Here is a 24,893-nt window from a genome sequence, read left to right on the forward strand (position 1 = left end):
TACATGACCAGCGACCCGCCCAGCTAAACCAATGTGGAGAGTGGTGGTTTTGACTATTCCTTGCGACATCCTGGTCTTCGGCGGTTCGGGCGATCTGGCCCTGCACAAGCTACTGCCGGCGCTCTACCACCTCTATCGCGAGGCTCGCCTGCACAATGCCGTGAGGATCATCGCCCTGGCGCGGCGCAACCTTCCCCGGGACGAATACCTCAAGCTCGCCGAACGCAACTGCCGAGCGCAGATCGCCCGCCAGGATTTCGACGAGGAGGTCTGGCGACGCTTCTGCGCGCGCCTGGACTACTTCGCCATGGATGCCTCGCAAAGCGCCGACTTCGTTCGCCTGGCACGCTATCTGGGCGAGCCTGGAGGCTTGGCGCGCATCTACTACCTGGCGACTGCGCCCAACCTGTTCGTGCCGATCGCCAACCATCTGCGCATCGCAGGCCTGGCCGACAGCGAGGCGCGGATCGTGCTGGAAAAACCCATCGGCCATTCACTCGAATCGGCCACGGCCATCAACGAGGCGATCGGCGCGGTGTTCGACGAGTCCCAGGTGTTTCGCATCGACCATTACCTGGGCAAGGAAACCGTGCAGAACCTCATGGCGCTGCGCTTTGCCAATGCCCTGCTGGAACCGGTATGGCGCAATGGCCAGGTCGACCACGTGCAAATCAGCGTCTGCGAGACATTGGGCGTAGAAAACCGCGGCGCCTACTACGACCGTGCGGGCGCGACCCGGGACATGCTGCAGAACCATCTGCTGCAGCTGCTGTGCCTGGTGGCCATGGAGCCGCCGGCACAATTCGAGGCCGAGGCGGTGCGTGACGAAAAGGTGAAGATTCTGCGTGCTCTCAAGCCGATTAGCGGTCAAGACGTGCAGGACAAGACCGTGCGCGGGCAGTATGGCACCGGTCGGATCGGCGGCCAGGAAGTGCCGGCGTACTACTTCGAAAAGGACGTGGACAACGACAGCGACACCGAGACCTTCGTCGCGGTGCAGGCACAGATCGACAACTGGCGATGGGCTGGCGTGCCCTTCTACCTGCGTACCGGCAAGCGCATGGCGCGGCGCTCCTCGCAGATCGTCATCCAGTTCAAGCCCGTACCTCACGAGCTGTTCAGTGGCGGGCAGGTCAACCAGTTGCTGATCCAGCTGCAACCCGATGAACGCATCAGCCTGCGCATGATGACCAAGAGTCCGGGCAAAGGCATGCGCCTGGAGCCGGTGGAGCTGGACCTGAACCTAGCCCAGGTGTTCGGCCAGACCCGTCGCTGGGAAGCCTACGAACGGCTGCTGCTGGATGTGCTCGCGGGCGACTCGACGTTGTTCATGCGTCGCGACGAGGTCGAGGCTGCCTGGGCCTGGATCGACCCGATCCTGCAAGGCTGGGAGGAACACTTCCAGGCACCACGCCCCTACCCCGCCGGCAGCAACGGCCCGGAGCAGGCCAACAGCCTGCTGGCCCACCAGGGCAGGCATTGGCATAGCTGAAAACGCTCAGGGCATCAGGATGCTGGGAGACTTCTCCAGCAAGGCCTCGAACGCCTGGGCATCCAACGGCCTGCTGATCAGGTAACCCTGCGCTTCATCGCATCCATGGTCGTGCAGGAACGCCAGTTGCTCCTGGGTTTCCACCCCTTCGGCCACGACCTTCAGGCCCAGGCTCTTGGCCATGGCGATGATCGCGCGGATGATCGCCGCATCCTGACTGCCCTCCTGCAAGCCGCGAATGAACGCCTGGTCGATCTTCACATAGTCCACCGGGAAGCGCTTGAGGTAGCTCAGCGAAGAGTAGCCGGTGCCGAAGTCATCGATCGCCAGCTTGACCCCCAGCTCATGCAGTTGCTGGAACGTCGAGATGATGTGTTCGACGCTGTCGAGCAGCTGGCTTTCAGTCAGTTCCAGCTCCAGCAACTGCGGCGCAAGTCCCGTTTCTGCCAGCACCTGGCGCACCAGGCTGACGATCTTGCCCTGGCGCAGCTGATAGCCAGAGAGATTCACCGACACGCGCACGCTCATGCCCTGGCGACGCCATTCACAGGCCTGCCAGCACGCTTGACGCAAGACGAACTCGCCCATCGGCCCGATCAACCCAGTCTCTTCGGCAAGGCCGATGAAGTCGCCTGGCGGCACCATCCCCCACTGCGGGTGCTGCCAACGCACCAGCGCTTCGGCGGCAAGCAAGCGGCCGCTGTGCAGGCACAACTTGGGTTGGTAGTAGACCAGCAACTGGCCTTCATCGATGGCCTTGCGCAAGTGATTTTCCAGCTGCAGTCGCTCCAGCGTGCTGGCGCGCAGGCTTTCGGTGTAGAACTGGAAGTTGTCGCCGCCTAGATGCTTGGCATGCTGCTTGGCCATGTCAGCCTGGCTGAGCAACGCGTTGACGTCGAAACTGGGGTCTGACAGCAAACTGATGCCGACCGAGGCGCTGATCACCAGCTCATGCCCGCCCAGACGCTGCGGGACGCGAAGTTTGTCGAGCAGTCGGGTGGTTACTCGCACCAGGCTGGAAAGGTTGCTGTAGCCATCGAAAAGCACGACGAATTCATCGCCGGACAGACGCGCCACGGTGTCCGCCTCGGGTACCGCGTTGGCGATACGCAAGGCCATCTTCTTCAATAGCTGATCGGCCAATTCGTGGCCAAGACTTTCGTTGAGCAACTTGAAGCGGTCCAGATCGATGTGCAGCAACGCCAGGCTGCGTCCATTCACCCGAACCCGCTGTCCGGCCTCGTGCAGACGCAGGCGGAACAAGGCCCGGTTGGCCAGGCCGGTGAGATCGTCGTAGTGGGCCAAGTAGCGCAGCCGCTCCTCCGACTCCCGCCGTGCCGACAGGTCAGTGAAGAAGCCCACGATGTTGCTGATGTTACCCCGCGCGTCACGCACGCCATTGAGCTGCAACCACTGGGGGTAGAGCTCGCCGTTGCGGCGCGCCTCGACCAGCTCGCCCTGCCAGCGCCCCTGGTGCTCCAGGGCCTGGCTGATCGCCTGGCTGTGACGCCGGGCGTCGCGACTGCAGGGCAGCTCCAGGGCATTGCGCTGCAAAAGCTCTTCCCGGCCGAAGCCTGTGATCTGGCAAAACGCCTGGTTGACGGCCAGCAACCGGAAGCCCGCATCGAGGATCGCGATACCCTCACTGGCCGCTTCGAACACCGTCGCCGCCAGCCGCTGCTGTTCTTCCTGCTCTTTTTGCCCGGTGATGTCGCGCCGCGTGCCCAGCATGCGCAGGACACGGCCGTCGGCGGCGTGCTCCACGGCCCGGCCACGGTCTTCGATCCAGCGCCAGCCCCCTTGGGTGTGCCGAATGCGGTATTCGACCCGGTAGTCCTCGGTGCGGCCCTTGAGGTGTTCGACCAGTGTTCTGCGCAGCAACGGCAGATCGTCCGGGTGCAGGCGCGGCTTGAGGTCAGCGCGTACCGAACGGACCTGCTCGGGGTCCAGGCCGAACAACGCGTGCAACTGCGTGTGATGGACCTCATCGGTGAGCAGGTTCCAATCCCACAGCCCCAGCTCACTGGCTTCCAACGCCAGGGCCAAGCGCTGTTCGCTCTTGCCCAGGGCCTGGTTGGCCAGATCCAGCTCGTGACTGCGCTGGAGCACGCGTTGCTCCAACCCAGCCTGGGCCTGGCGTAGTTGCTCTTCGGCATGACGACGCTGACGTACTTCGGCGAGCAACGCTTGGTTCAGTTGCTCCCCGCGCTGCTGGGCGCTCTGCAGGTGTTCGATCAGTGCCTGGTTCTGGAAACGACGCAACAAGCTGCGCTCGATCAGACGGTTCACCTGCCAGGCCACCACCATCAAGGCCCCCAGCAGAATCAAGCCGAGCCAGCCCCAGCCGCGCTGAGCGCCGGCGTCGAAGTAGAACAGGAACACAATCGGCGGCAGCAGACAGGGCAAGGCAAAACTGAGAAACGCCGACAGGCTCACGGCATAGGCGACACTGGCCGACAACGTCGCCGCCCCCAGCAGCCCGAACACCCAAGCCTGCTGCACGAAATCATCCACCGGCACCAGGGCGATCGCCGCGCAGGCCAAGGTCAGGCCGCTGAAGGCAGAGCCGGACAGGAACATGTGCTGCCAGGACGCCTTGGCCTGGCGTGCCGGCGTCGCCGCATCGAAGGCCGCGACCTGGATCACCCGCAGGGCCACCAGCGCCAACAGCCAGGCCAGCCACACACTGACCAGCAGATAGCGCTCAGGGCTCCACAGCAGCCAGGCGCACAGCAGGCCATTGATCAGCATCAGCAGGGTGGGCAGCAATGAGCCCTGATAGAGGAGACGGGTGCGCTCAATGGAGAGCTGGGTCGCAAATTGCCTGCGCACACTCCTTACCGTCTCCGGCGATGCTCCGATCGCCGCGAAATCCTGGGTCATAGGGTCGTGTTCTTGTTGTGTTTTTGTATTGGCAGACCGCAAAAGTGCAGGGAGCATACACAAGCCAAGGCCTGGGCCAAACTGCTCTGCATCATGTTTTCAAAAATACCTGCGCTCATTTACCCAGACCGCTCAAGAACAGGCCTCTCCCCAAGAGAGCCGATGAACGGTCTGACACGGCCCGCAAGATTTCTCCTGGGGTCGTTTGCCCCTGCCCCCTGCGCGGCCCTAGAATGGCCGGATGCGCAATGATGACCTCTCCCTCCTGCTGAACTCCCTCAACGATGCCCAACGCCAGGCCGTAGCGGCCCCGCTGGGGCGTCAATTGGTGCTTGCCGGCGCTGGCTCGGGCAAGACCCGCGTGCTGGTGCATCGTATCGCCTGGCTGATCCAGGTCGAACAGGCCTCCCCACACTCGATCCTGTCGGTGACCTTCACCAACAAGGCCGCGGCGGAAATGCGCCAGCGGATCGAGCAATTGCTGGGCATCAACCCGGCCGGCATGTGGGTAGGCACCTTCCACGGCCTGGCTCACCGCCTGCTACGCGCCCATTGGCAGGAAGCCCGCTTGGTGCAGAACTTCCAGATCCTGGACAGCGACGACCAGCAGCGGCTGATCAAACGGGTAATCCGCGAGCTCGGCCTCGACGAGCAGCGCTGGCCGGCCCGCCAGGCCCAATGGTTCATCAATGGCCAGAAAGACGAAGGCCTGCGCCCACAACATATCCAGGCCGGCGGCGACCTGTTCCTGGGCACCATGCGCAGCATCTACGAAGCCTACGAACAGGCCTGCGAGCGCGCCGGTGTCATCGACTTTTCCGAACTGCTGCTACGCGCCCTGGACCTGTGGCGCGACCACCCTGGCCTGCTCGAACACTACCAGCGGCGCTTCCGCCACCTGCTGGTGGACGAGTTCCAAGACACCAACGCCGTGCAGTACGCCTGGCTGCGTCTACTCGCCGCGGGTGGCAGCAGCCTGATGGCGGTAGGTGATGATGACCAGTCGATCTACGGCTGGCGCGGCGCCAAGATCGAGAACATTCACCAGTACACCGCCGACTTCCCCGACGCCGAGCTGATTCGCCTGGAGCAAAACTACCGTTCTACCGGTGGCATCCTCAAGGCGGCCAATGCCCTGATCGCCAACAACAGCGGGCGCCTGGGCAAAGAGCTGTGGACCGACATGGGCGAAGGCGAACCGCTGACCCTCTATGCCGCCTACAACGAGCATGACGAAGCGCGCTACGTGGTGGAAACCATCGAGAGCTTCATCAAGCAGGGCAACGCCCGCAGCGACGTGGCCATTTTGTATCGCTCCAACGCCCAGTCGCGGGTGCTCGAAGAAGCCCTGCTGCGTGAACGCATTCCCTATCGGATCTACGGCGGCCAACGCTTCTTCGAGCGCGCCGAGATCAAAAACGCCATGGCCTACCTGCGTCTGCTCGAAGGCCGCGGCAATGATGCTGCTCTGGAGCGGGTGATCAACGTGCCACCGCGCGGCATCGGCGAAAAGACCGTCGAGGCGATCCGCGAACATGCCCGACACAGCCAACTGTCGATGTGGGAAGCCATGTGCCAGCTGTTAGCGGGCAAAGCACTCAAAGGCCGTGCCGCCAGCGCCCTGGGCGCCTTCATCGAGTTGATGGAAAACCTGGCGGCCAAGGTCCTGGAAATGCCGCTGCACCTGATGACCCAGACCGTCATCGAGCAGTCCGGCCTGATCCTCTATCACCAGGAAGAAAAAGGCGAAAAAGGCCAGGCACGGGTAGAAAACCTCGAGGAACTGGTCAGCGCGGCGCGCAACTTCGAGACCAGCGAGGACGACGCCGACCTGTCACCGCTCTCCGCCTTCCTGGGTCACGCCTCGCTGGAGGCTGGCGACGCCCAAGCCGACGAGCACGAGGACAGCATCCAGCTGATGACACTGCACAGTGCCAAGGGTTTGGAGTTCCCCTACGTGTTCCTGGTGGGCATGGAAGAAGGCCTGTTCCCCCACAAGATGAGCCTGGAAGAACCCGGCCGTCTGGAGGAAGAGCGTCGCTTGGCCTACGTGGGCATCACCCGGGCCATGCGCCAACTGATCATGACCTACGCCGAGACCCGCCGCCTGTATGGCAGCGAGACCTACAACAAGGTGTCGCGTTTCGTACGGGAGATTCCGGCAGGACTGGTTCAGGAAGTGCGCTTGTCCAATTCGGTCAGCCGTCCTTTCGGTGGCAGTCAGAACCAGGCGAGCAGCCTGTTCGCCAATGCCAGCATCCCTCAGACCGCGTTCGCCCTAGGCCAGCGCGTACAGCACTCGGTGTTCGGCGAAGGTGTGATCCTCAATTTCGAAGGTTCCGGCGCCCAGGCTCGGGTGCAGGTCAACTTCGCCGAAGGCAGCAAGTGGCTGATGCTGGGGTATGCCAAGCTGGAAGCGATCTGAGGCCCACAGGCGCTGGATCCCTCCGAGAGCAACAGGTTGCGTACAACCTGTTCGGGAATGGGGCCGCTGAGCGGCCTCTCGCGGGCTTCCACAGGTTACGTGCCGCCCTTCCAGCCGACTCTTACAGATGTTGACGAATGGTCCCACACCCCAATCAGGCGTGTCTCAGACCGCTCAGGCAAAAGCTGGAAACATTATGGCGCTGGTCATGTCTCCTACAACATGTGCAACATGACGCGCGTGCAATCCACCCACAGGGGATATCCCATCTATGCAACGTTTTCTTAGCATCGTACTGGCGCTGTGCGTCGGCCTGACGCTGAGCCTGGATGCCAACGCCAAGCGTTTCGGCGGCGGCAAGAGTTCGGGCTCCGCGCCTATCCACCAGACCCGCCAGGCTGCGCCAACCACCCCAGCCGCCGCGCCGACCGCTCCTGGCCGCGCACCGGCCGCCGCCAGCGGTGCTTCGCGCTGGCTGGGCCCTCTGGCCGGTATCGCCGCTGGCGGTCTGCTGGCCTCCATGTTCATGGGCGACGGCTTCCAGGGCATGCAGATCTTCGACTTCCTGATCATGGGCCTGATCGCCTTCCTGGTGTTCCGCTTCATCGCAGCTCGCCGCCGCCAGCAGCAGCCGCAGATGGCCGGCGCCGGTCATGCGCCGTACCAGCGTGAAACCCATGCCCAACCGGCCCAGCCATCGGTCTTCGGTGGCGCTTCGGCAACTGCCGCCGCTCCGGTCATCAATGCCCCGGCCTGGTTCAACGAGCAAAGCTTCCTGTCCGCTGCCCGCACCCACTTCATGTCGCTGCAGCAGCACTGGGATGCCAACGAAATGGACAAGATCGCCGAGTTCGTCACCCCGCAGATGCTCGAGTTCCTCAAGCGCGAGCGTGCCGACCTGGGGGATGGCTTCCAGTCCACCTATATCGACAACCTCGATGTGCAGCTCGAAGGTGTCGACGACCGTGCCGACAAGACTGTCGCCACCCTGACCTTCCACGGTGTATCGAAGACCTCGCGCTTCGATCAGGGCGAAGCCTTCAGCGAAAGCTGGCACATGGAGCGTGCCCAGGGCGAAAACCAGCCTTGGCTGCTCGCCGGTATCCGCCAGAACGGCTGATCCACCCGCTGCACACAAAACCCCGGGCTTGCCCGGGGTTTTTGCTTTTGGCAGAGCGGGCTACTAGGGTATAAACCGCAGCGTTGTCATCAAGGCCAGAGGATGTAAGCCGTGGAAGAAGTGATCGATCAGCTCCGTGAAGCCAATGAACCCGTACCGGTACCGCTGGAATTGCCGGACGAGGACCTGTTGGTAGAGATCGAGGAAGAATTGCTGATCAACATGCCGTTCGGCCTGCGCGAATTCCTGCTGACGGTCAGCGATGTGGTCTATGGCAGCCTGGAGCCGGTAACCGTCACCGATCCTCAATCCCACACCTACCTGCCCGACGTTGCCGCCAACGCCTGGGACGCCGGCGTGCCACGCGACCTGGTCCCGCTCTGCCAGGACGGCGACAACTACTATTGTGTCGAAGAGGACGGCACCGTGGTGCTGTGGGACGCCGAGGAAGAAGCGATCGGCGAAGACAACTGGGAAACCGTCTGGCACTGGGTCCGGGACGTGTGGCTGGAAAGCTGAGTCACTCGGCTCACAAAAGTCCCTGCCTGGTGCAATAGGATTTTCTGCGCCCCAAAGGTGGCTCATGGCCACTACTCAACGTAGAATCCCCAGGTGTTCTGCGCCTGGCGGCGGCGTTACCGTTCTATCCCCTCGGACTGCGGCGTCGCCTTGCGCAGAGTGCGCAAGCCCTCAGTGGGACTGATCCCGGTTGTTTTCCAACGTCTCCAGCAAGGCGATCTGCATGCGGGTATGCACCCGAATGAACCATCGCCACAGCAAGGCCACCACCACCGCTGCAACGACTGCGATGACCAGCAGCAACTCGTTGGTCGGCAGGATGCTCGCCGAAAGCGCCGACAGCAGCAGGAAGATCACCAGCAGCGACAGCAACGGAATCACCTCGGCAATCACCCGGCGGACACGTTGAGTGTGCCGTCCGGCCATCTCCGGCTTCACGCCCATCTCTGCCAACAACATCGATAGCGCCTTGAGCTTGCGGTAGGCCGCAATCAGGAAGGGCAGCGACAGCAACAGTGCAGCGCCCCATATCAGCGCCTTCTGCTGGCTGACATCGCTGACCCATTCGCTCAACCAAGTGGCGATGCGCCCGGCAAAGTAACCACCGCTGAAGAAAATCGCGATGACCAGCGCCAGGTTCACTCCCACCTGAAGCAGGATGCGCCGGATCATCGCTGCGACCATCGCACCCTCACCCTGAGGCTGGATGCTGCGCAGCCATTCCCCGTACAACGACAGCACCCGCGCCAGGCGCCCGGGGACCACTTTGCCGAGCTTGAGCGAGAGCGGATCGGCGGCGCGAATCAGATAGGGCGTAAGCAAGGTGGTAATGGCCGACACCGCCACCGCCACCGGATAGAGAAAGTCGCTGGTGACCTGCAAGGTCATCCCCAAGGCGGCGATGATGAAAGAAAACTCGCCAATCTGTGAAAGCCCCATGCCAACCCGCAGTGAGGTGCGTCCATCATTGCCGGCGATGAAGGCCCCCATGCCGCAGGACAGCATCTTGCCCAGCACCACCGCCAGGGTGATCACCGTGATCGGCCAGGCATAGTCGATCAGCACACGCGGGTCGATCATCAGGCCGATGGCGACGAAGAAGATGGCGCTGAACAGGTCGCGTACAGGCTCGATCAGGCTTTCGATCTTCAGCAGTTGCCGGGACTCGGCCATGATCGCGCCAATCAGGAACGCGCCCAGGACCATGCTGTATTCGAGCTTGACCACCAACAGGCAGAAGCCGAAGCACAGCCCCAATACCGTAATGAGCAACATCTCGTTGCTTTCGAATTTCGCCACGTAGGCCAACAGCCGCGGGACCAGCAGGATGCCGATGACCAGGGCGACAATCATGAACAGTGACAGCTTGCCCACCGTGGAAAACACTTCGCCGGAGCTGACAGTTCCGCTGACAGCGATGCCCGACAGCAGGGCGATGATGCCGATGCCCAGGATGTCTTCGACGATCAGCACGCCGAAGATCAGTTGGGCGAAGCGCTCGTTCTTCATCTTCAGGTCATTGAGCGCCTTGACGATGATGGTGGTCGAGGAGATGGCCAGGATCGCTCCCAGGAACAGCGAGTCCATGGTGTTCCAGCCAAACCAGCGACCAATCTCGAAGCCGATCCAGATCATCAGGACGATTTCCAGGAAAGCCGCGATGAACGCCGTGGCGCCAACCTTGAACAACTTGCCCAGACTGAACTCCAGGCCCAGGCAGAACATCAGGAAGATCACCCCAAGCTCAGCCAGGGTCTTGATGGTGTCTTCGTCATGGATCAGGCCAAAGGGCGGTGTATGCGGTCCAATGATGAAGCCCGCAACGATGTAGCCCAGCACCACCGGCTGCTTGAATCGGTGGAAAAGAATGGTGACTACCCCGGCGACCAGCATGATCACGGCCAGATCCTGGATGAAGCTGATGGCATGCATGGCGAGGTACTCCTTTTCTCGTTGCCTTGGCAGACCGCTCCTCTGCCAAGGCAAACCCGAGCGAGCAGCACGTACATACTGTGTTCAAAGCAGGAAAGCCCATGTTGCATGGGCTTGCTCAGGTTAACATCGCGCCTTTGCCGGAATAGCCGATGCAATATGCAGAAACAGATCGGCGATTTTGCTGCCATTGATGGCACGATCCGCGTGACGGCAGCGCGTCAGGCGACGTCCCGTACCAGGATGGGAAACCATATGAGGGGGAAACAGAAGTGTCCGCAGATACCCGCCCCGTTTCAGCGCAACCAAACCGTGAGCACACTATGGAACCTGGAAACGCCCAGCTGACGATGACCGTCCTGATGACCCCGGACATGGCCAATTTCTCCGGCAACGTCCACGGCGGCACCCTGCTCAAGTACCTCGACGAGGTCGCCTATGCCTGCGCCAGCCGCTATGCCGGTAGCTACGTGGTCACCCTGTCAGTGGACCAGGTGATTTTCCGCGAGCCTGTGCATGTCGGAGAATTGGTAACCTTCCTCGCCTCGGTCAACTACACCGGCAATACGTCCATGGAAGTGGGCATCAAGGTCGTGACCGAAAACATCCGCGAGCGCTCTGTGCGGCACTCCAACAGCTGCTTCTTCACCATGGTCGCGGTCGACGACAACCGTCGCCCGGTGCAGGTCCCGCCACGCCAGCCCCAGAGTAGCGAAGAGAAGCGCCGTTTCCTGCAGGGCCAGCAGCGTCGGCAGATCCGTCAGGAATTGGAACAGCGCTACCAGAACCTCAAGACCGATTCTATTTAAACCGCGTTACCGGCAGGGCTGCGCAACAGCCCTTTCAAGGCGCTAGCCCGCCAACCGCTGTGCCTCGAAGCGCACGCGCGGGTGGGCGATGCGGTCCTGTGCCCTGATCGGTTGCAGTTCGTAGCTGGCGCAGGCCTGGGTCTCCAGCAATACCTCGTGCACTGCTGCGGCGGTGAACTCGAATGCCTGGACCCAGCTGTCACCCAGCAGCACCCGGGCCAAGAACAAGCCGGAGGTCAGGTCACCTACCCCTACCGGCTGGCGCGGGAAGGCCAGCAACGGGCGGCGCAGATGCCAGCTCTGCTCCCGGGTCACCAGCAACATCTCGAAAGCATCCTCGGCGCGCCCTGGATAGGACAGGTGCTTGACCAATACCACCTGTGGACCGCGCTCGAGCAGGTCACGCGCCATGGCCACGCAATCATCCAGTGACTCGGCCCGACGACCACAGAAGCTGTCCAGTTCGAGCTGGTTGGGGCACAGGATATCCGCCACCGACGCCGCTTCTTCCAAGAGGAATTCACTGACTTCGACCGGCACGATGCAGCCCTTTTCCGCATGCCCCATGACCGGGTCGCACAGGTACAGCGCCTTGGGGTTGACCGCCTTGATCCGCTGGACACCTGCCAGGATCGCCCGGCCCTGTTCAGCGCTGCCCAGGTAACCGGAAAGCACGGCGTCACAATGGCCCAGCTCACCGATGTTGGAAATGGCTTCCACCAACGCAGGAATTTGCGCCGGAGCAAGCACTTCCCCGGCCCACTGTCCATACTGGGTATGGTTGGAGAACTGCACAGTGTTCAGCGGCCAGACATTGACGCCGACCCGCTGCATGGGAAACACCGCAGCGCTGTTTCCGGCGTGGCCAAAGACCACGTGGGACTGGATAGCAAGCAGATGCGGCGTACGTTTCATGCGGAAAATCCCAAAGCTGTTTCAATAAGTGTGCGCCGCGCAGTATGAACCCGTTTGCCACCTGTACGACAGGCCAGGGACACAGTTAAGCTGGATCTACCGTTTTGGAGCATATGCACATGTTGACCCTGGAGAACCTCTTCGTCCTGATGGTGGTGGCAACCGCCGGTGCCTGGTTGTGGCACAACCATGGGCTGCGCGAAAAGGCCCTTGAACGGGTCAAGCAGCATTGCACCAAGCTTGACCTCGAACTGCTCGACGACAATGTCGCGCTCAAGCGCATTGCCTTCGTGCGCGACGCCAATGGCCGCAAGCGCCTGGCACGTGTCTATGGGTTCGAGTTCACCGTGACTGGCGAGCAACGCCACCCGGGGACGGTGACGCAGTTTGGCGCCCACACCATGCAGATCGAACTGGCGCCCTACCCGTTCGAAATCAAGGTTCCGCCAAAGGCGGACAACGTCATCGAGATGCAGCAGTGGCGCCAGGAGCACAACCGCTGGCGCAATTGATCAATCCTCCAGGCGGCAGGCGACCAAGGCTGTCTGCAGGGTATCCACAGACTGAGGCTGATCGAAGATCAATTCAACACGTGAATCCTTGCGCCATTCGCTCGGCTGCCAAACCAACGCCTCGCCTTCCAGGCCATTGAAGGCCTGCCAGCCACCATTGCTGTGGATAACCCCTTTTGCACGGCGCCACGGCCAACCTTGAAGCCTTTCCAGCAAACGCATTGCGTCGAAACGCTGCGAGGGGTGCCAGCGCCAGCCAACGCTCCAGCCACCTTCGCCTTGCTGAGCGAGGCAGATCGGCTGTCGAGGATCTGTCCACAGGGCGCCAGCGGGATTCGTTGGCGTCTCTCGGGGCAGGTTGCCCACAGCCTCGAGAAGACGCGTTGTGCCGGTTGTGACGGGCAACTGGTCGACTGGCACACGACCCTGATCGGTCCATAAGTGCGCCAAGGCAGGGAACTGTGCAGTTATCAACAGGCGCTGTGCCTCATCCACCGTTCCAGATTTGTTGAAAACAACCAGCGCCGCCGCAGGTAATGCCTGCCGTTGCGCGTCGGGCAAAGCCTCGCCACGGGCCAGGGCCTGCGCGTCCAGCACCATCACCAACGGTTGCACCGCCAGCACGCCCAACCAGGGCGCCTGGCCAAGCTGGGTCAGCAATGACTGAGGATGGCCGAGTCCGGACGGCTCGATGAACACCCGATCAGGCCGGGCTTTGCGCAACAAGCGGCCCAGACCGACCTGGAACGGCATTCCGTTGACGCAGCACAGGCAACCGCCCGCCACTTCCCCAATGGCGATGCCATCCTCGTCGCTGCTGAGCAGCGCCGCATCCAGGCCAATCTGGCCGAACTCGTTGATCAGTACCGCCCAGCGCTCACCAGGCGGGCGCTGGGCCAACAACTGACGAATCAGGCTGGTCTTGCCGGCGCCCAGTGGGCCTGCGATTACGTGAGTCGGGATGTTCTGGAGCATGGGCCACACCTTGAAAATGGCCTCCAACTATGCGCCCTCGTATCCACCCGTCAAGCTGCGGATGTTATCCACATCCTCATGCCACCTCTTCATACCAAGGCCCGAATGGATCAGGAAGACGCAACCAGGCCATCTCGCCTTGCGCCCATTCTTCATCGCTCAGCAGACATGCATCCAGCTCTGTGGATAACTGAGTGAAATCGATGTTCTGCCCAATGAACACGAGTTCCTGCCTGCAATCACCGCTCTCCTGCGTCCAATGCCTGAGAATCGCCTGGGTGCTCTCTGGGTCTTGCGGCCACTGCTCTTGTGGTACGAAGCGCCACCAGCGGCCGGCGAAGCCATAACGCATCATGCCGCCCGCTTGGGACCAGCTTCCGGCTTCCTGGAACTTGCTGGCCAGCCAGAAGAACCCCTTCGAACGCAGCAACCTGCCATTGCTCCAAGGCTTGTGGATAAAGTCATGGAAGCGCTGCGGATGCAAGGGGCGACGGGCCTGCCATGTCGTTGCTGCGATCCCGTATTCCTCCGTTTCCGACACGTGCTCGCCGCGCATTTCCTGCAACCAGCCCGGCGCCTGGACAGCTTGCTCAAAGTCGAAAAGGCCGGTGTTGAGAATGCGCGCCAGCGGTACCTGGCCCATGACCATCGGCACGATTTGCGCCCGTGGGTTGAGGCTGCGCAGGATGGCCGTCAGTTCATCTCGCTCATGTTGGCTGACCAGATCGATCTTGCTCAACAGCAATACGTCGGCGAACTCCACTTGCTCGATCAACAGATCAGTGATGGACCGATCGTCCTCTTCGCCCGTGGATTCACCCCTGCTGGCCAGGCTGTCGGCGCCCTGGTAGTCACGGAGAAAATTGAGCGCATCGACCACCGTCACCATGGTGTCAAGACGTGCCATGTCCGACAGGCTGCTGCCCTGCTCGTCACGGAAAGTGAACGTCTCGGCCACCGGCAAGGGTTCGGAAATACCGGTGGATTCGATCAGCAGGTAATCGAAGCGCCCATCGCGTGCCAGCCGCGCGACCTCCTCAAGCAGGTCCTCTCGGAGCGTGCAACAGATACAGCCATTGCTCATCTCCACCAGCTTTTCTTCTGCTCGATTGAGGGTGACGTTGCGCTGCACCTCGCTCGCATCGATGTTGATGTCGCTCATGTCGTTGACGATCACGGCGACGCGCAGGTCTTCGCGATTGCGCAGGACGTAATTGAGCAACGTGCTCTTTCCGGCTCCCAGGAAGCCGGAAAGCACTGTGACAGGTAAACGGTTGGGCATGGTCGGTCCTCGGCAGGCAAGCGCATTCGAAACGGTGCATTGCGCACCGTTATAATATAACAATACAATTTCGCCAAGCCGCGTTTGTCGCCCCCTCTCAGAGAACTCATCATGACCAGCCTGACGCTTCCTGACATTGCCACCCAACCCCATCGGCAAACCATTCCCTTGGACTGGGTTGGCATGCGTGGCATCGCAATGCCATTGCGATTGGATGGCCGCACCGTCGTTGCCCAAGCCGATGCTGGCGTCAATCTCGAGGAGGTCTCCGCACGCGGAATCCACATGTCGAGGCTGTACCTGGCATTGGAAACGATAGAGACCACCGAGCTCAGCCCGGTGCTGCTGCAAGGGCTGCTGATGCGTTTCCTGGATACTCACAGCGGGCTCTCTTCAGCGGCGCAGGTGAGTTTTCGCTTCGAGCATCTGCTAAAAAGGCCTGCGCTAGTCAGCCCTTTGACCGGCTGGAAAAGCTATCCCATCACCTTGGATGCAAAGCTCGAACATGAAATGTTCCACGTGGAACTCTCCGTGGTGATCCCCTATTCCTCGACCTGCCCGTGCTCCGCCGCGCTCGCTCGACAATTGATTCAGCAGCAGTTCCTCGCGGATTTTCCAGAGCAGGTACCCGATCAATCAACCTTGTTGGAATGGCTGGGCAGTAGCCAGGGCATCGTCGCCACGCCGCATAGTCAGCGCAGCCAAGCCCATGTCCAAGTGCGACTACAAAACAATCTGCAGCACTTACCGATCACCGAACTTATCGACACCCTGGAGAGTGCCCTGGGGACTGCGGTACAAACTGCGGTAAAGCGCGCTGACGAACAGGCGTTCGCCCTGGCCAATGGGCAGAATCTGATGTTCTGTGAGGATGCCGCCAGACGCCTTCATCAGGCGCTGCGGGAAGTGGACTGTGTAGAAGGATTCAGCCTGCGCGTGGAGCATGCAGAGAGTCTGCATGCCCACGACGCAGTGGCAATCAGTCGCTATCGGTTGTGACACCTCAACTGCGAGGTTTTACCGAGCCGCAGTCATTGCCCAACCAAACCGCTTTGGTATTCATGCTGCCCTGCTGCTGAACACCTGAGGCGTTGAACGTGCCACTGACCTGGGTATGAAACTCACGGTCACTGAGGAAGGTCGCCTGGCCAGCGCCCTGGGCACGAGGGCAGCTGAACTGGAACTTCCATACATTGCCGGTGCGCTCGGTGATCTTCTGCGTGCAACCGGACTGAGGATCCTGCAGCGGAATGTCATTGGCCTGAACCTGCTCCGGTGTCAGGCAGGAGCGCACCCCCTTGCCTCCCACGGTGACGCCCTGCTTGGCCAACATGCCTTCCATCATGGCCCGCTGCTCTGGGGGCAGGTTTTTCAATTGCCCGAGCATGAACTCCATGTCCGGTAATGGCTTGCCATCGACCTGCATGTTGCTGGTGGTCAACTCCCACAAGCCTGGTTGCAGCATCTGCGCATGTACCAGTGGTGCGCTCAGGCCCAATGCCAGCGCCAGCAGTGGCAGACGAATCTTCATGGATAATGCTCCTCGATATACCGGCTACCGGCCGGATGAGCCTTAGACGCTATTTCCGCTTCCGGGTTGCAAGGCGGGTAGGGAACATGCTCTGTTATCGCCAGACTCTCAGCAAGCAGGATGCATATGGATTACCACAGCCCCTACTTCTTCGGCTATGTGCTCGGTCTGATTCATCTATTGGGCATCATTGCCGCATTGCATGCAGTGTTCACCGTACGCACTGCACAGGGAGCCATCGCCTGGGCAATGTCCTTGATCTTCATCCCCTACTTCACACTTATCCCCTACCTGATCTTCGGTGCTCGCTCCTTCTATGCCTATATCCAGGCCAGGCGCCAGGCCAACCAGGAAATGCACGTGGCCATGGCCAACCTCAACTGGCGCCCCTGGGTCGAAGAGGCACTGACAGCGAGGGAATCAGAGAGCTATGCAGCCCTGCGGGCCATGCCGAAACTGGGGCGCATGCCTTGCTTGGCCAACAACGAAGTGAAGCTGTTGGTTAATGGCCAAGCCACTTTCGACGCCATCTTCGCGGCCATCGCCGATGCCCGCCAGGCAGTGCTGGTCCAGTTCTTCATCATCCACGACGACGACATCGGCAAGAAGCTGCAGCAACTGCTGCTGCGCAAGGCGGCAGAGGGGGTGCGGGTCTTCGTGCTGTATGACCGGGTAGGCAGCCATGCGCTGCCCGCCAGTTACAGCCAGACCCTGCGCGAAGGCGGCGTGCAGATCCATGCCTTTGCCACACGCCGAGGATGGTTCAACCGCTTCCAGGTGAACTTCCGCAACCACCGCAAGATCGTCGTGGTCGATGGACTGCTGGGCTTCCTTGGCGGGCACAACGTAGGGGACGAGTACCTCGGCGGCCACCCTCGTCTCTCGCCTTGGCGTGACACCCACGTCCAGGTCAGCGGCCCGGTGCTTGCCTGCTTGCAGGAATCGTTCGCTGAAGACTGGTACTGGGCCACCCGCCAACTGCCGCCGTTGATACTGCCCGACACTTATCCGGATAACGGTGTGCTCTGCCAGGCATTGGCCAGCGGCCCGGCAGATCCCCAGGAGACCTGCGCGCTGTTCTTCTTGGAAGCCATCCATTCAGCCACTCAGCGCGTGTGGATCACCAGCCCGTATTTCATTCCCGATGAGGCCATCTTCGCCGCCCTGCGCCTGGCAGTGCTGCGCGGCGTCGATGTGCGAATTCTCATTCCTTCGCGGCCGGATCACCGCATCGTCTATGCCGCATCCAGTCTGTTCGCCTTCGAAGCGGTACGGGCCGGGGTGAGGATGTTCCGCTATCAGCCAGGGTTCCTGCACCAGAAGGTGGTGCTGGTGGATGACGAGGTGAGTGCAATCGGCAGTGCCAACCTGGACAACCGTTCGTTCCGCCTGAACTTCGAGATCACCTTGCTGACTGTCGACCGGACCTTCGCAGACCACGTCGAGTCGATGCTGCTCGACGACTTTGCCCAAGCCCGGGAGATCACTGCCGAAGACAGCCGCGACACGCATCGCCTGCAACAACTTGGGATGCGTATCGCCCGGCTGATATCCCCGATCCTTTGAGTCAGCGGTAGAGGTCTTCGCGGGTCCAGGGCAGGTCATGGTGCCCATCGGCGTAGGGCTTCACCGCCAGGATCTGGTGCAGATTGATCCATCCCTTGGAGAAGGCATAGGCGCACCCGGCCAGATACAGGCGCCAGATGCGCAGGGTTTTCTCCGGCACCAGCGTGGCGGCCTTGTGCAGCTGGTTCTCCAGGTTTTCGCTCCAGTGATTGAGCGTCTTGGCGTAGTGCAAGCGTAGGCTTTCCACGTCCACCACTTCCAACCCTGCTTCACAGATGCTCGCCGTGATCATCGACAGGTGGGGCAGTTCGCCGTGGGGGAAGACATAGCGGTCGATGAAGTCGCCCGCGCCTCGCCCGACCGGACGGCCATCGACATGCCTGGCCGTGATGCCATGGTTCATCACCAAGCCACCTTCACGCACTGCACCGAACAGCTTCTGGCAATACAGCGCGAGATTGGCATGGCCGACGTGCTCGAACATACCGACACTCACCACCTTGTCGAAGCGGCCATCCTGAGGCAGGTCGCGGTAATCCAGAATCCGCAGCTCGACCTGATCGGTCAGCCCCTCCTCCTTGACCCGCTCACGGCCAAGCTTGAGCTGCTCCTTGCTCAGGGTGATACCAAACACCTTGGCGCCGTACTCACGCGCGGCGAAACGCGCCAGACCACCCCAGCCGCAGCCCACATCCAGCAAGTAATCCCCGGCCTGCAGTCGCAACTTGCGACACAGGTGATCGAACTTGTTCTGCTGGGCTTCGTCGAGGGTGTTGTCCGGTTCACGGAAGTAACCGCAGGAATAGGCCATGTCCTGGTCGAGCCACAGCTGATAGAACTCGTTGGACAGGTCGTAGTGGTAGGAAATGGCTTCGGCGTCCGTGGCTTTGTCATGCGAGATTCGCTCTGGCGATACCTCATCGTCGTCCTTGACCAAGGCTTCGCTGAGCTCGTCGCAGACGCGGATGACTTCCCCAATATCGCCTTCCAGGTCCAGCTTGCCTTCGACAAAGGCGACACCCAGTTCATCCAGGCTCGGATGGGTCAGCTGACTGATCAGCTGTGGTTCCTTGACCAGGATGGTGACCTGCGGGCTCGGCCCCAGATCGAACTGATTGCCGTCCCACAGCTTCAGACGCAAAGGCAAGTGCAGGCTCTGCAACGCAGGTGGAAGTTGCGCAAGCATGAATGTCCCTCCCTTCAGGTGTTCCGGACGCCTCATCTCATATTTGGGACGTCACCGGGGCAAGGGTAGTTCATTCACCAGAAGTTTCCGTTTATCAAGACCATGGTCTAGAGCCATTCAGTACGAATTGCACTCAAGATTGTATACAACCTTGATTTCGCAGACTAATCTTGTGGCCCTCTTGCGCTTCTTCACTCCTGGAGTAAAACCCATGAAATCCTATGATGTGGTGATCATCGGCGGTGGCCCCGGCGGCTACAACGCAGCGATCCGGGCCGGTCAGCTGGGCATGAGCGTCGCCTGCGTCGAAGGCCGCTCGACCCTCGGCGGTACCTGCCTGAACGTTGGATGCATGCCATCCAAAGCCTTGCTGCACGCCTCGGAGCTCTACGAGGCCGCCAGCGGCGAGGAATTCGCCCATCTGGGTATCGAGGTCAAGCCAACGCTGAACCTGGCCCAAATGATGAAGCAGAAGGACGAAAGCGTGACCGGCCTGACCAAGGGCATCGAGTACCTGTTCCGCAAGAACAAGGTCGACTGGGTCAAGGGCTGGGGTCGTCTCGACGGCGTGGGCAAGGTGATCGTCAAGGCCGAGGACGGCAGCGAGACCACCCTGCAAGCCAAAGACATCGTCATCGCCACCGGTTCCGAGCCGACGCCGCTGCCAGGCGTGACCATCGACAACAAGCGCATCATCGATTCCACTGGCGCCCTGTCCCTGCCCCAGGTGCCCAAGCACCTGGTGGTGATCGGTGCTGGCGTGATCGGCCTGGAACTGGGTTCGGTCTGGCGTCGTCTGGGCGCCGAGGTCACTGTCATCGAATACCTCGACCGCATCTGCCCTGGCACCGATGAAGAAACCGCCAAGACCCTGCAGAAGGCCCTGGCCAAGCAAGGCATGACCTTCAAGCTCGGCAGCAAGGTGACCCAAGCCACGCCGTCCGCCGACAGCGTCAGCCTGACCCTCGAGCCTGCCGCCGGTGGTGCTGCACAGACCCTGCAAGCCGACTACGTGCTGGTAGCGATCGGCCGTCGCCCCTATACCCAGGGCCTGAACCTGGAAAGCGCAGGCCTTGCCACCGACAAGCGTGGCATGTTGGCCAACGATCACCATCGCGCCTCGGTACCCGGCATCTGGGTGATCGGCGACGTCACCTCCGGCCCGATGCTGGCACACAAGGCCGAAGACGAAGCGGTATCGTGCATCGAGCGCATCGCTGGCAAGGCCCACGAGGTCAACTACAACCTGATCCCAGGCGTCATCTATACACGCCCGGAGCTGGCCAGCGTCGGCAAGACCGAGGAGCAGCTCAAGGCCGAAGGCCGCGCCTACAAGGTCGGCAAATTCCCCTTCACCGCCAACAGCCGTGCCAAGATCAACCACGAGACCGAAGGCTTCGCCAAGGTCATCGCCGACGCCAATACCGATGAAGTGCTCGGCGTGCACCTGGTCGGGCCAAGTGTGAGCGAGATGATCGGCGAGTTCTGCGTGGCCATGGAGTTCTCGGCCTCGGCCGAAGACATCGCCCTCACCTGCCACCCGCACCCGACCCGCTCCGAGGCCTTGCGCCAGGCGGCGATGAACGTCGACGGGATGGCGATGCAGATCTGACGACAAACAGATCGCGTCAACCGGTAGACGAGAAAAGGGCGAACATCACTGTTCGCCCTTTTCTTTTTCTAGCTGCGCTTTGCCTACGAATGATCAGAACGGCTTGGTCGGCAGGTACTTGCCGTCCAGGGTAATCACCGCGCGGGAGCCACCTTCTGGATCTTCGACCTTCTTCACGTCCAGTTTGAAGTTGATGGCGCTGATGATGCCGTCGCCGAACTTCTCATGGACCAGTGCCTTCAGGGTAGTGCCGTAGACCTGCAGCATCTCGTAGAAGCGGTAGATGGTCGGGTCGGTGGGTACGCGATTTTCGATGCTGCCGCGCAGCGGAATGGTCTGCAGCAGCGCCACGGCGTCGCTGTCGAGACCCAGCTTTTCACCTACAACCTGGGCAGCTTCCGCAGGCAGTGGATGCTGCCCCAGCAGCGCGGCGGTGACGAACGCTTCGGACAGGCCGGTGCCTTCGGTGATCTGGGCGAAGGACAGATCCTTGCGAGCCTTGGACAGAAGGATGACTTCGGTCAGGGCAACGCGGGCATTCTGGCTGACTTGAGACTGGATCATGGTGATATCTCCGTGGTGGATGTAAGGAATTCACACAGCGCGCTGCAACTGAGGGGCCACAGCGCGGACATTGGGATTGCTGGCGAGTGAGACGAACCGACCGGTATGGCCATCGAAGGCGTCGATGCAGCCGCTTTCGATGTCGTAGATCCAGCCATGCAGCGCCACACGCCCCTCTTCCAGGGCCAGGCGCACGGATGGGTGGGTCTGGATGTTGGCCAACTGGGCAATCACGTTCTCGCGCACCATGGCCTCGACCTTCGCCTGGGGATCCTTGTGGCTGCGCGCCTCGTTCACTACCCGGGCGGAGTCGGCGTAGCGCAGCCAGCCGGCCACGGCAGGCATGTGGTCCAGGCACTTGCAGGTGGCGATGGCTGTCATGGCGCCGCAATCGGAGTGGCCACAAATCACGATGTCCGAGACCTGCAGCGCGGCGACGGCGTACTCCACCGAAGCCGACACACCACCGGGCTCGGGACCATAAGAAGGCACGATGTTGCCGGCGTTGCGGATGACGAACAGATCACCCGGCTCGCGCTGAGTGACCAGCTCCGGTACCAGCCGGCTGTCCGAGCAAGAGATGAACAGCGCCCGCGGGTTCTGCTGGGTGGCCAGGTTCTTGAACAGGCCCACGCGCTCGGGGAAGGCGTCTCGCTGGAATTTCAGAAAACCGTCGATGATGTCTTTCATGGCTGATTCCTCAGGTCGCGATGCGATGAGGCAGAGGTTACGCAGCCCATTTGATAAGGTAAAAGTCTCATTTATGATGCACAGCATCAGATAATCTTATGAGATCAACACATGCTGGCTCGGCACATTCAGTACTTTCTAGCCGTGGCACAACACCAGAGCTTCACCCGCGCTGCCGCAGCCCTGCATGTTTCACAGCCGGCCCTGTCGCAGCAGGTCAGGCAGCTGGAAGAAAGCCTCGGTGCGCAGTTGTTCGACCGCTCTGGCCGCACGACCCGGCTGACCGATGCCGGAGAGGTCTATCTGCGTTATGCACAAAAGGCGTCCGAGCAATTGCAAGAAGGCAAGCGCGCCATTCATGACGTGGCTGATCTGAGCCGAGGTTCGCTGCGGGTGGCCGTCACGCCGACCTTCACCACCTACCTGGTGGGCCCATTGGTCGAAGCCTTCCACAGCCGCTATCCGAACATCACTTTGAACGTGCGCGAAATCGCCCAGGAGCACATGGAAGAACGCCTGCTGGCCGACGAGTTGGATGTGGGAATCGCCTTCGAAGAAGTGCATGCCCAGGACATCGAAGCCTACCCGCTGCTGGTCGAAACCCTCGCCCTGGTGGTGGGTGAAAAGCATCCCCTGGCCGGGCAACGCGCCATCGGGCCTGAGGCCTTGAATGCTGAATCGCTGATCTTGCTCAGCAGCGAGTTCGCCACCCGCGAACAGATCGACCGCTACTGCCACCAGCACAGCATTCACCCTCGCGTGTTGATGGAGGCCAACGCCATCAGCGCGGTCATCGAAGTGGTCCGTCGGACCACGCTGTCCACCCTGCTGCCCGCCACCATCGCCCTCGCCCACGACGATTTGATCGCCCTAGAGCTGGACCCGCTGCGACTCCAGCGCACCGCCGTGCTCATGCAGCGCAAGGGCGCCTACCAGAGCGCGGCGGCACGGGCGTTCATCGAACTGGCCAGGGCGGTGGCCGGAGGCTTGGAAAAGCACTCGAGTTAGGAGGACGTAAAGGCGGCTGATTGCTTCATGAAGCCCTCTGCTGGTTTTCTACTGACAGGGTTCCTTTCCATGTTTCTTCGACGTAGCCTCAGAAACTGTATGACTGCGCTCAGTCGTTCCCAGCGAGACAGGAGATCATTCGAGTGTCAGTAGAAAAATCATCATGAACAGACATTCGTCCTTGCCGCCCCTTAACGCGCTAAGGGTCTTTGAAGTGGTGACCCGCCATTTGAATTTCCGGCTGGCCGCCGAGGAACTGGGAGTGACGCAGGCTGCTGTGGCGCAGCAGATTCGAGGGCTTGAGGCGATGCTCGAATTGAAGCTGTTCGAGCGACTGCCCCGGGGGTTGCGTATGACGGATCCGGGCAGGACCTACAGCATTGCCATTCGTGAGGCCTTCGCCTTGATCAGCACGGCCACTGAGGCCCTCAAACCAGATGATCTGGATCTTACTGTCAGTGTCACGCCTACGTTTGCGGCGAAGTGGCTGATACCTAGGCTGTCTTCGTTCTCAGTTGTGCACCCTCAGATCAATCTGCAGGTATTGGCCACAGACCGAGTTTCTCAATTCCGACCTGATGGAGCGGACCTCGCTGTTCGTTACGGACGGGCGCCTTTCGAGAACATGCTCAATGCCAAACTGCTCTTGCCTGAACGTATCGTTGCGGTAGGTAGTCCGGCATTGATTGAAAAACTCGGTAGACCCGAGAGCGTAGAGAAGCTCCAGGAATACACACTGCTGCATGACGCACACAATTTTTGGCCAGCGTTCATTGAACAGGCCTTCGAAAGTGCCTTGCCCCTGCCCTTCAGAAATACACGGTTCAATCAGACGGTATTAGCTATTGAGGCAGCAGCAGCAGGACAAGGGTTGGCCTTGGCTAGCTACTACTTTGTCAAAGCCGATATAGAAGCGGGCAGATTAGCGCTGGCGACGACTCATCAGATGAGTTTGGAGAAAGCCTACTACTTGGTCTGGCCACGAAACGCTCATCAGCCGGCGGCCCTTGAAACGGTGCGGGAATGGCTCATGGAGCAAGCCAGCCTATAAAAAATCTACTGAATTGAAGAAGTGTTGATGTCTCTCTGCTGAGTGCTGGGCGGTGCTAGTCTCAATTCACCAACAACCCATCCACGCCTCACTCAGGAGGATGTATGTCAGTAGAAAAAGTAGCAATCGTCACTGCCGGCGGCAGCGGCATGGGGGCAGCAGCAGCACGTCGACTGGCTGCTGATGGCTTCAAGGTCGGTATCCTTTCGTCCTCAGGCAAAGGGGAAGCACTGGCGCAAGAACTGGGAGGTATTGGGGTAACCGGTAGTAACCAGTCCAACGAAGACCTGCAACGCCTGGTCGACGCAGTCATTCAAAAATGGGGTCGTATCGACGTTCTGGTAAACAGCGCCGGTCACGGCCCTCGTGCGCCGATTCTCGAGATCAGCGATGAGGATTGGCATAAGGGTATGGAAACATACCTGCTCAATGTGATCCGCCCTACGCGACTGGTGACGCCATACATGCAGCGTCAGAACGGCGGTGCGATCATCAATATTTCTACTGCCTGGGTGTTCGAGCCAAGCGAACTCTTCCCAACCTCTGCAGTGTTCCGTGCCGGCCTGGCGTCGTTTAGCAAAATCTTTGCTGACAAGTATGCTGCCGACAACATTCGCATCAACAACGTGCTGCCTGGTTGGATCGACAGCCTCCCAGCGACAGAAGAGCGCCGTGACGGTGTGCCGCTCAAGCGCTATGGCACCAGTGAAGAGATTGCCGCCACTATCGCCTTCCTGGCGAGCGAAGGGGCCGCCTACATTACCGGCCAGAACATCAAGGTCGATGGCGGGGTTACACGCAGCGTCTGAGTGCCTCCGGGC

At 60.9% G+C, this 24,893-nt stretch carries 21 protein-coding genes; 12 read left to right on the forward strand and 9 right to left on the reverse strand.

The window, feature by feature from the left end; all coding sequences use genetic code 11:
- The first annotated feature begins 49 nt into the window (after positions 1–49).
- Positions 50–1,492, forward strand: coding sequence for a glucose-6-phosphate dehydrogenase (gene zwf, locus IEC33019_RS26960; protein ID WP_070093421.1), 1,443 nt, complete (start codon positions 50–52; stop codon positions 1,490–1,492).
- Positions 1,493–1,498: 6 nt separating this feature from the next.
- On the opposite strand, the gene IEC33019_RS26965 is transcribed toward zwf, so the two are convergent.
- Positions 1,499–4,375, reverse strand: coding sequence for a putative bifunctional diguanylate cyclase/phosphodiesterase (locus tag IEC33019_RS26965; RefSeq protein WP_070093422.1), 2,877 nt, complete (start codon positions 4,373–4,375; stop codon positions 1,499–1,501).
- Between the two features lie 241 nt (positions 4,376–4,616).
- On the opposite strand from IEC33019_RS26965, the gene uvrD reads away from it, so the two are divergent.
- From uvrD to IEC33019_RS26980, 3 genes are all read left to right on the forward strand, one after another.
- Positions 4,617–6,800, forward strand: coding sequence for a DNA helicase II (uvrD, locus tag IEC33019_RS26970; RefSeq protein ID WP_070093423.1), 2,184 nt, complete (start codon positions 4,617–4,619; stop codon positions 6,798–6,800).
- A 271-nt stretch (positions 6,801–7,071) separates the two neighbouring features.
- Positions 7,072–7,920, forward strand: coding sequence for a Tim44 domain-containing protein (locus IEC33019_RS26975; protein ID WP_070093424.1), 849 nt, complete (start codon positions 7,072–7,074; stop codon positions 7,918–7,920).
- A gap of 111 nt (positions 7,921–8,031) precedes the next feature.
- Complete coding sequence (locus tag IEC33019_RS26980; RefSeq protein WP_070093425.1) at positions 8,032–8,439, forward strand: SMI1/KNR4 family protein; 408 nt, start codon at positions 8,032–8,034, stop codon at positions 8,437–8,439.
- A 171-nt stretch (positions 8,440–8,610) separates the two neighbouring features.
- Here the strand turns inward: IEC33019_RS26980 and IEC33019_RS26985 are convergent, their stop codons facing one another.
- Positions 8,611–10,371 (reverse strand): cation:proton antiporter, encoded by a 1,761-nt coding sequence (locus tag IEC33019_RS26985; protein ID WP_070093426.1) that lies wholly within the window; start codon positions 10,369–10,371, stop codon positions 8,611–8,613.
- Positions 10,372–10,694: 323 nt separating this feature from the next.
- Here IEC33019_RS26985 and IEC33019_RS26990 point away from each other — a divergent pair, with 323 nt between their 5' ends.
- Entirely contained in the window at positions 10,695–11,180 is a 486-nt protein-coding gene (locus IEC33019_RS26990) for an acyl-CoA thioesterase (protein ID WP_070093427.1), read from the forward strand.
- A gap of 42 nt (positions 11,181–11,222) precedes the next feature.
- On the opposite strand, the gene pdxY is transcribed toward IEC33019_RS26990, so the two are convergent.
- Positions 11,223–12,095, reverse strand: a complete 873-nt coding sequence (gene pdxY, locus IEC33019_RS26995) for a pyridoxal kinase PdxY (RefSeq protein ID WP_070093428.1) — start codon at positions 12,093–12,095, stop codon at positions 11,223–11,225.
- Positions 12,096–12,214: 119 nt separating this feature from the next.
- Between pdxY and IEC33019_RS27000 the strand changes: the two genes are divergently transcribed.
- Entirely contained in the window at positions 12,215–12,607 is a 393-nt protein-coding gene (locus IEC33019_RS27000) for a DUF3301 domain-containing protein (protein ID WP_070093429.1), read from the forward strand.
- On the opposite strand, the gene IEC33019_RS27005 is transcribed toward IEC33019_RS27000, so the two are convergent.
- Both IEC33019_RS27005 and zigA read right to left on the reverse strand, forming a co-directional pair.
- Positions 12,608–13,582 carry a CobW family GTP-binding protein gene (locus IEC33019_RS27005; protein WP_070093446.1) on the reverse strand — a complete coding sequence of 325 codons (975 nt, stop codon included), beginning with the start codon at positions 13,580–13,582 and terminating at the stop codon, positions 12,608–12,610.
- Positions 13,583–13,658: 76 nt separating this feature from the next.
- Entirely contained in the window at positions 13,659–14,864 is a 1,206-nt protein-coding gene (zigA, locus tag IEC33019_RS27010; protein ID WP_099594100.1) for a zinc metallochaperone GTPase ZigA, read from the reverse strand.
- A 111-nt stretch (positions 14,865–14,975) separates the two neighbouring features.
- Between zigA and folE2 the strand changes: the two genes are divergently transcribed.
- Positions 14,976–15,863: a GTP cyclohydrolase FolE2 gene (gene folE2, locus IEC33019_RS27015; RefSeq protein ID WP_070093431.1), complete on the forward strand. Its 888-nt coding sequence runs from the start codon at positions 14,976–14,978 to the stop codon at positions 15,861–15,863.
- A 4-nt stretch (positions 15,864–15,867) separates the two neighbouring features.
- Here folE2 and IEC33019_RS27020 read toward each other — a convergent pair whose 3' ends face one another.
- Entirely contained in the window at positions 15,868–16,395 is a 528-nt protein-coding gene (locus IEC33019_RS27020; RefSeq protein ID WP_070093432.1) for a DUF3617 domain-containing protein, read from the reverse strand.
- A gap of 126 nt (positions 16,396–16,521) precedes the next feature.
- Between IEC33019_RS27020 and cls the strand changes: the two genes are divergently transcribed.
- Positions 16,522–17,961: a cardiolipin synthase gene (gene cls, locus IEC33019_RS27025; RefSeq protein ID WP_070093433.1), complete on the forward strand. Its 1,440-nt coding sequence runs from the start codon at positions 16,522–16,524 to the stop codon at positions 17,959–17,961.
- A 1-nt stretch (position 17,962) separates the two neighbouring features.
- Here the strand turns inward: cls and cfaB are convergent, their stop codons facing one another.
- Positions 17,963–19,147, reverse strand: a complete 1,185-nt coding sequence (gene cfaB / locus IEC33019_RS27030; RefSeq protein WP_070093434.1) for a C17 cyclopropane fatty acid synthase CfaB — start codon at positions 19,145–19,147, stop codon at positions 17,963–17,965.
- Positions 19,148–19,358: 211 nt separating this feature from the next.
- Between cfaB and lpdA the strand changes: the two genes are divergently transcribed.
- Positions 19,359–20,759 (forward strand): dihydrolipoyl dehydrogenase, encoded by a 1,401-nt coding sequence (gene lpdA, locus IEC33019_RS27035; protein ID WP_070093435.1) that lies wholly within the window; start codon positions 19,359–19,361, stop codon positions 20,757–20,759.
- 93 nt (positions 20,760–20,852) lie between these two features.
- Here the strand turns inward: lpdA and cynS are convergent, their stop codons facing one another.
- Positions 20,853–21,323 (reverse strand): cyanase, encoded by a 471-nt coding sequence (gene cynS / locus IEC33019_RS27040; RefSeq protein ID WP_070093436.1) that lies wholly within the window; start codon positions 21,321–21,323, stop codon positions 20,853–20,855.
- 30 nt (positions 21,324–21,353) lie between these two features.
- The gene (locus IEC33019_RS27045; protein ID WP_070093437.1) at positions 21,354–22,013 is read right to left on the reverse strand and encodes a carbonic anhydrase; all 660 of its coding nucleotides are present in this window, start codon (positions 22,011–22,013) and stop codon (positions 21,354–21,356) included.
- 111 nt (positions 22,014–22,124) lie between these two features.
- Between IEC33019_RS27045 and cynR the strand changes: the two genes are divergently transcribed.
- From cynR to IEC33019_RS27060, 3 genes are all read left to right on the forward strand, one after another.
- The gene (gene cynR, locus IEC33019_RS27050) at positions 22,125–23,021 is read left to right on the forward strand and encodes a transcriptional regulator CynR (RefSeq protein WP_070093438.1); all 897 of its coding nucleotides are present in this window, start codon (positions 22,125–22,127) and stop codon (positions 23,019–23,021) included.
- A 163-nt stretch (positions 23,022–23,184) separates the two neighbouring features.
- Positions 23,185–24,072, forward strand: coding sequence for a LysR substrate-binding domain-containing protein (locus IEC33019_RS27055; protein ID WP_070093439.1), 888 nt, complete (start codon positions 23,185–23,187; stop codon positions 24,070–24,072).
- A 104-nt stretch (positions 24,073–24,176) separates the two neighbouring features.
- Positions 24,177–24,881 carry an SDR family oxidoreductase gene (locus tag IEC33019_RS27060; RefSeq protein ID WP_070093440.1) on the forward strand — a complete coding sequence of 235 codons (705 nt, stop codon included), beginning with the start codon at positions 24,177–24,179 and terminating at the stop codon, positions 24,879–24,881.
- Positions 24,882–24,893 lie beyond the last annotated feature (12 nt).

It is taken from the genome of Pseudomonas putida (assembly GCF_002741075.1).
Taxonomy (GTDB): Bacteria; Pseudomonadota; Gammaproteobacteria; order Pseudomonadales; family Pseudomonadaceae; genus Aquipseudomonas; species Aquipseudomonas putida_T.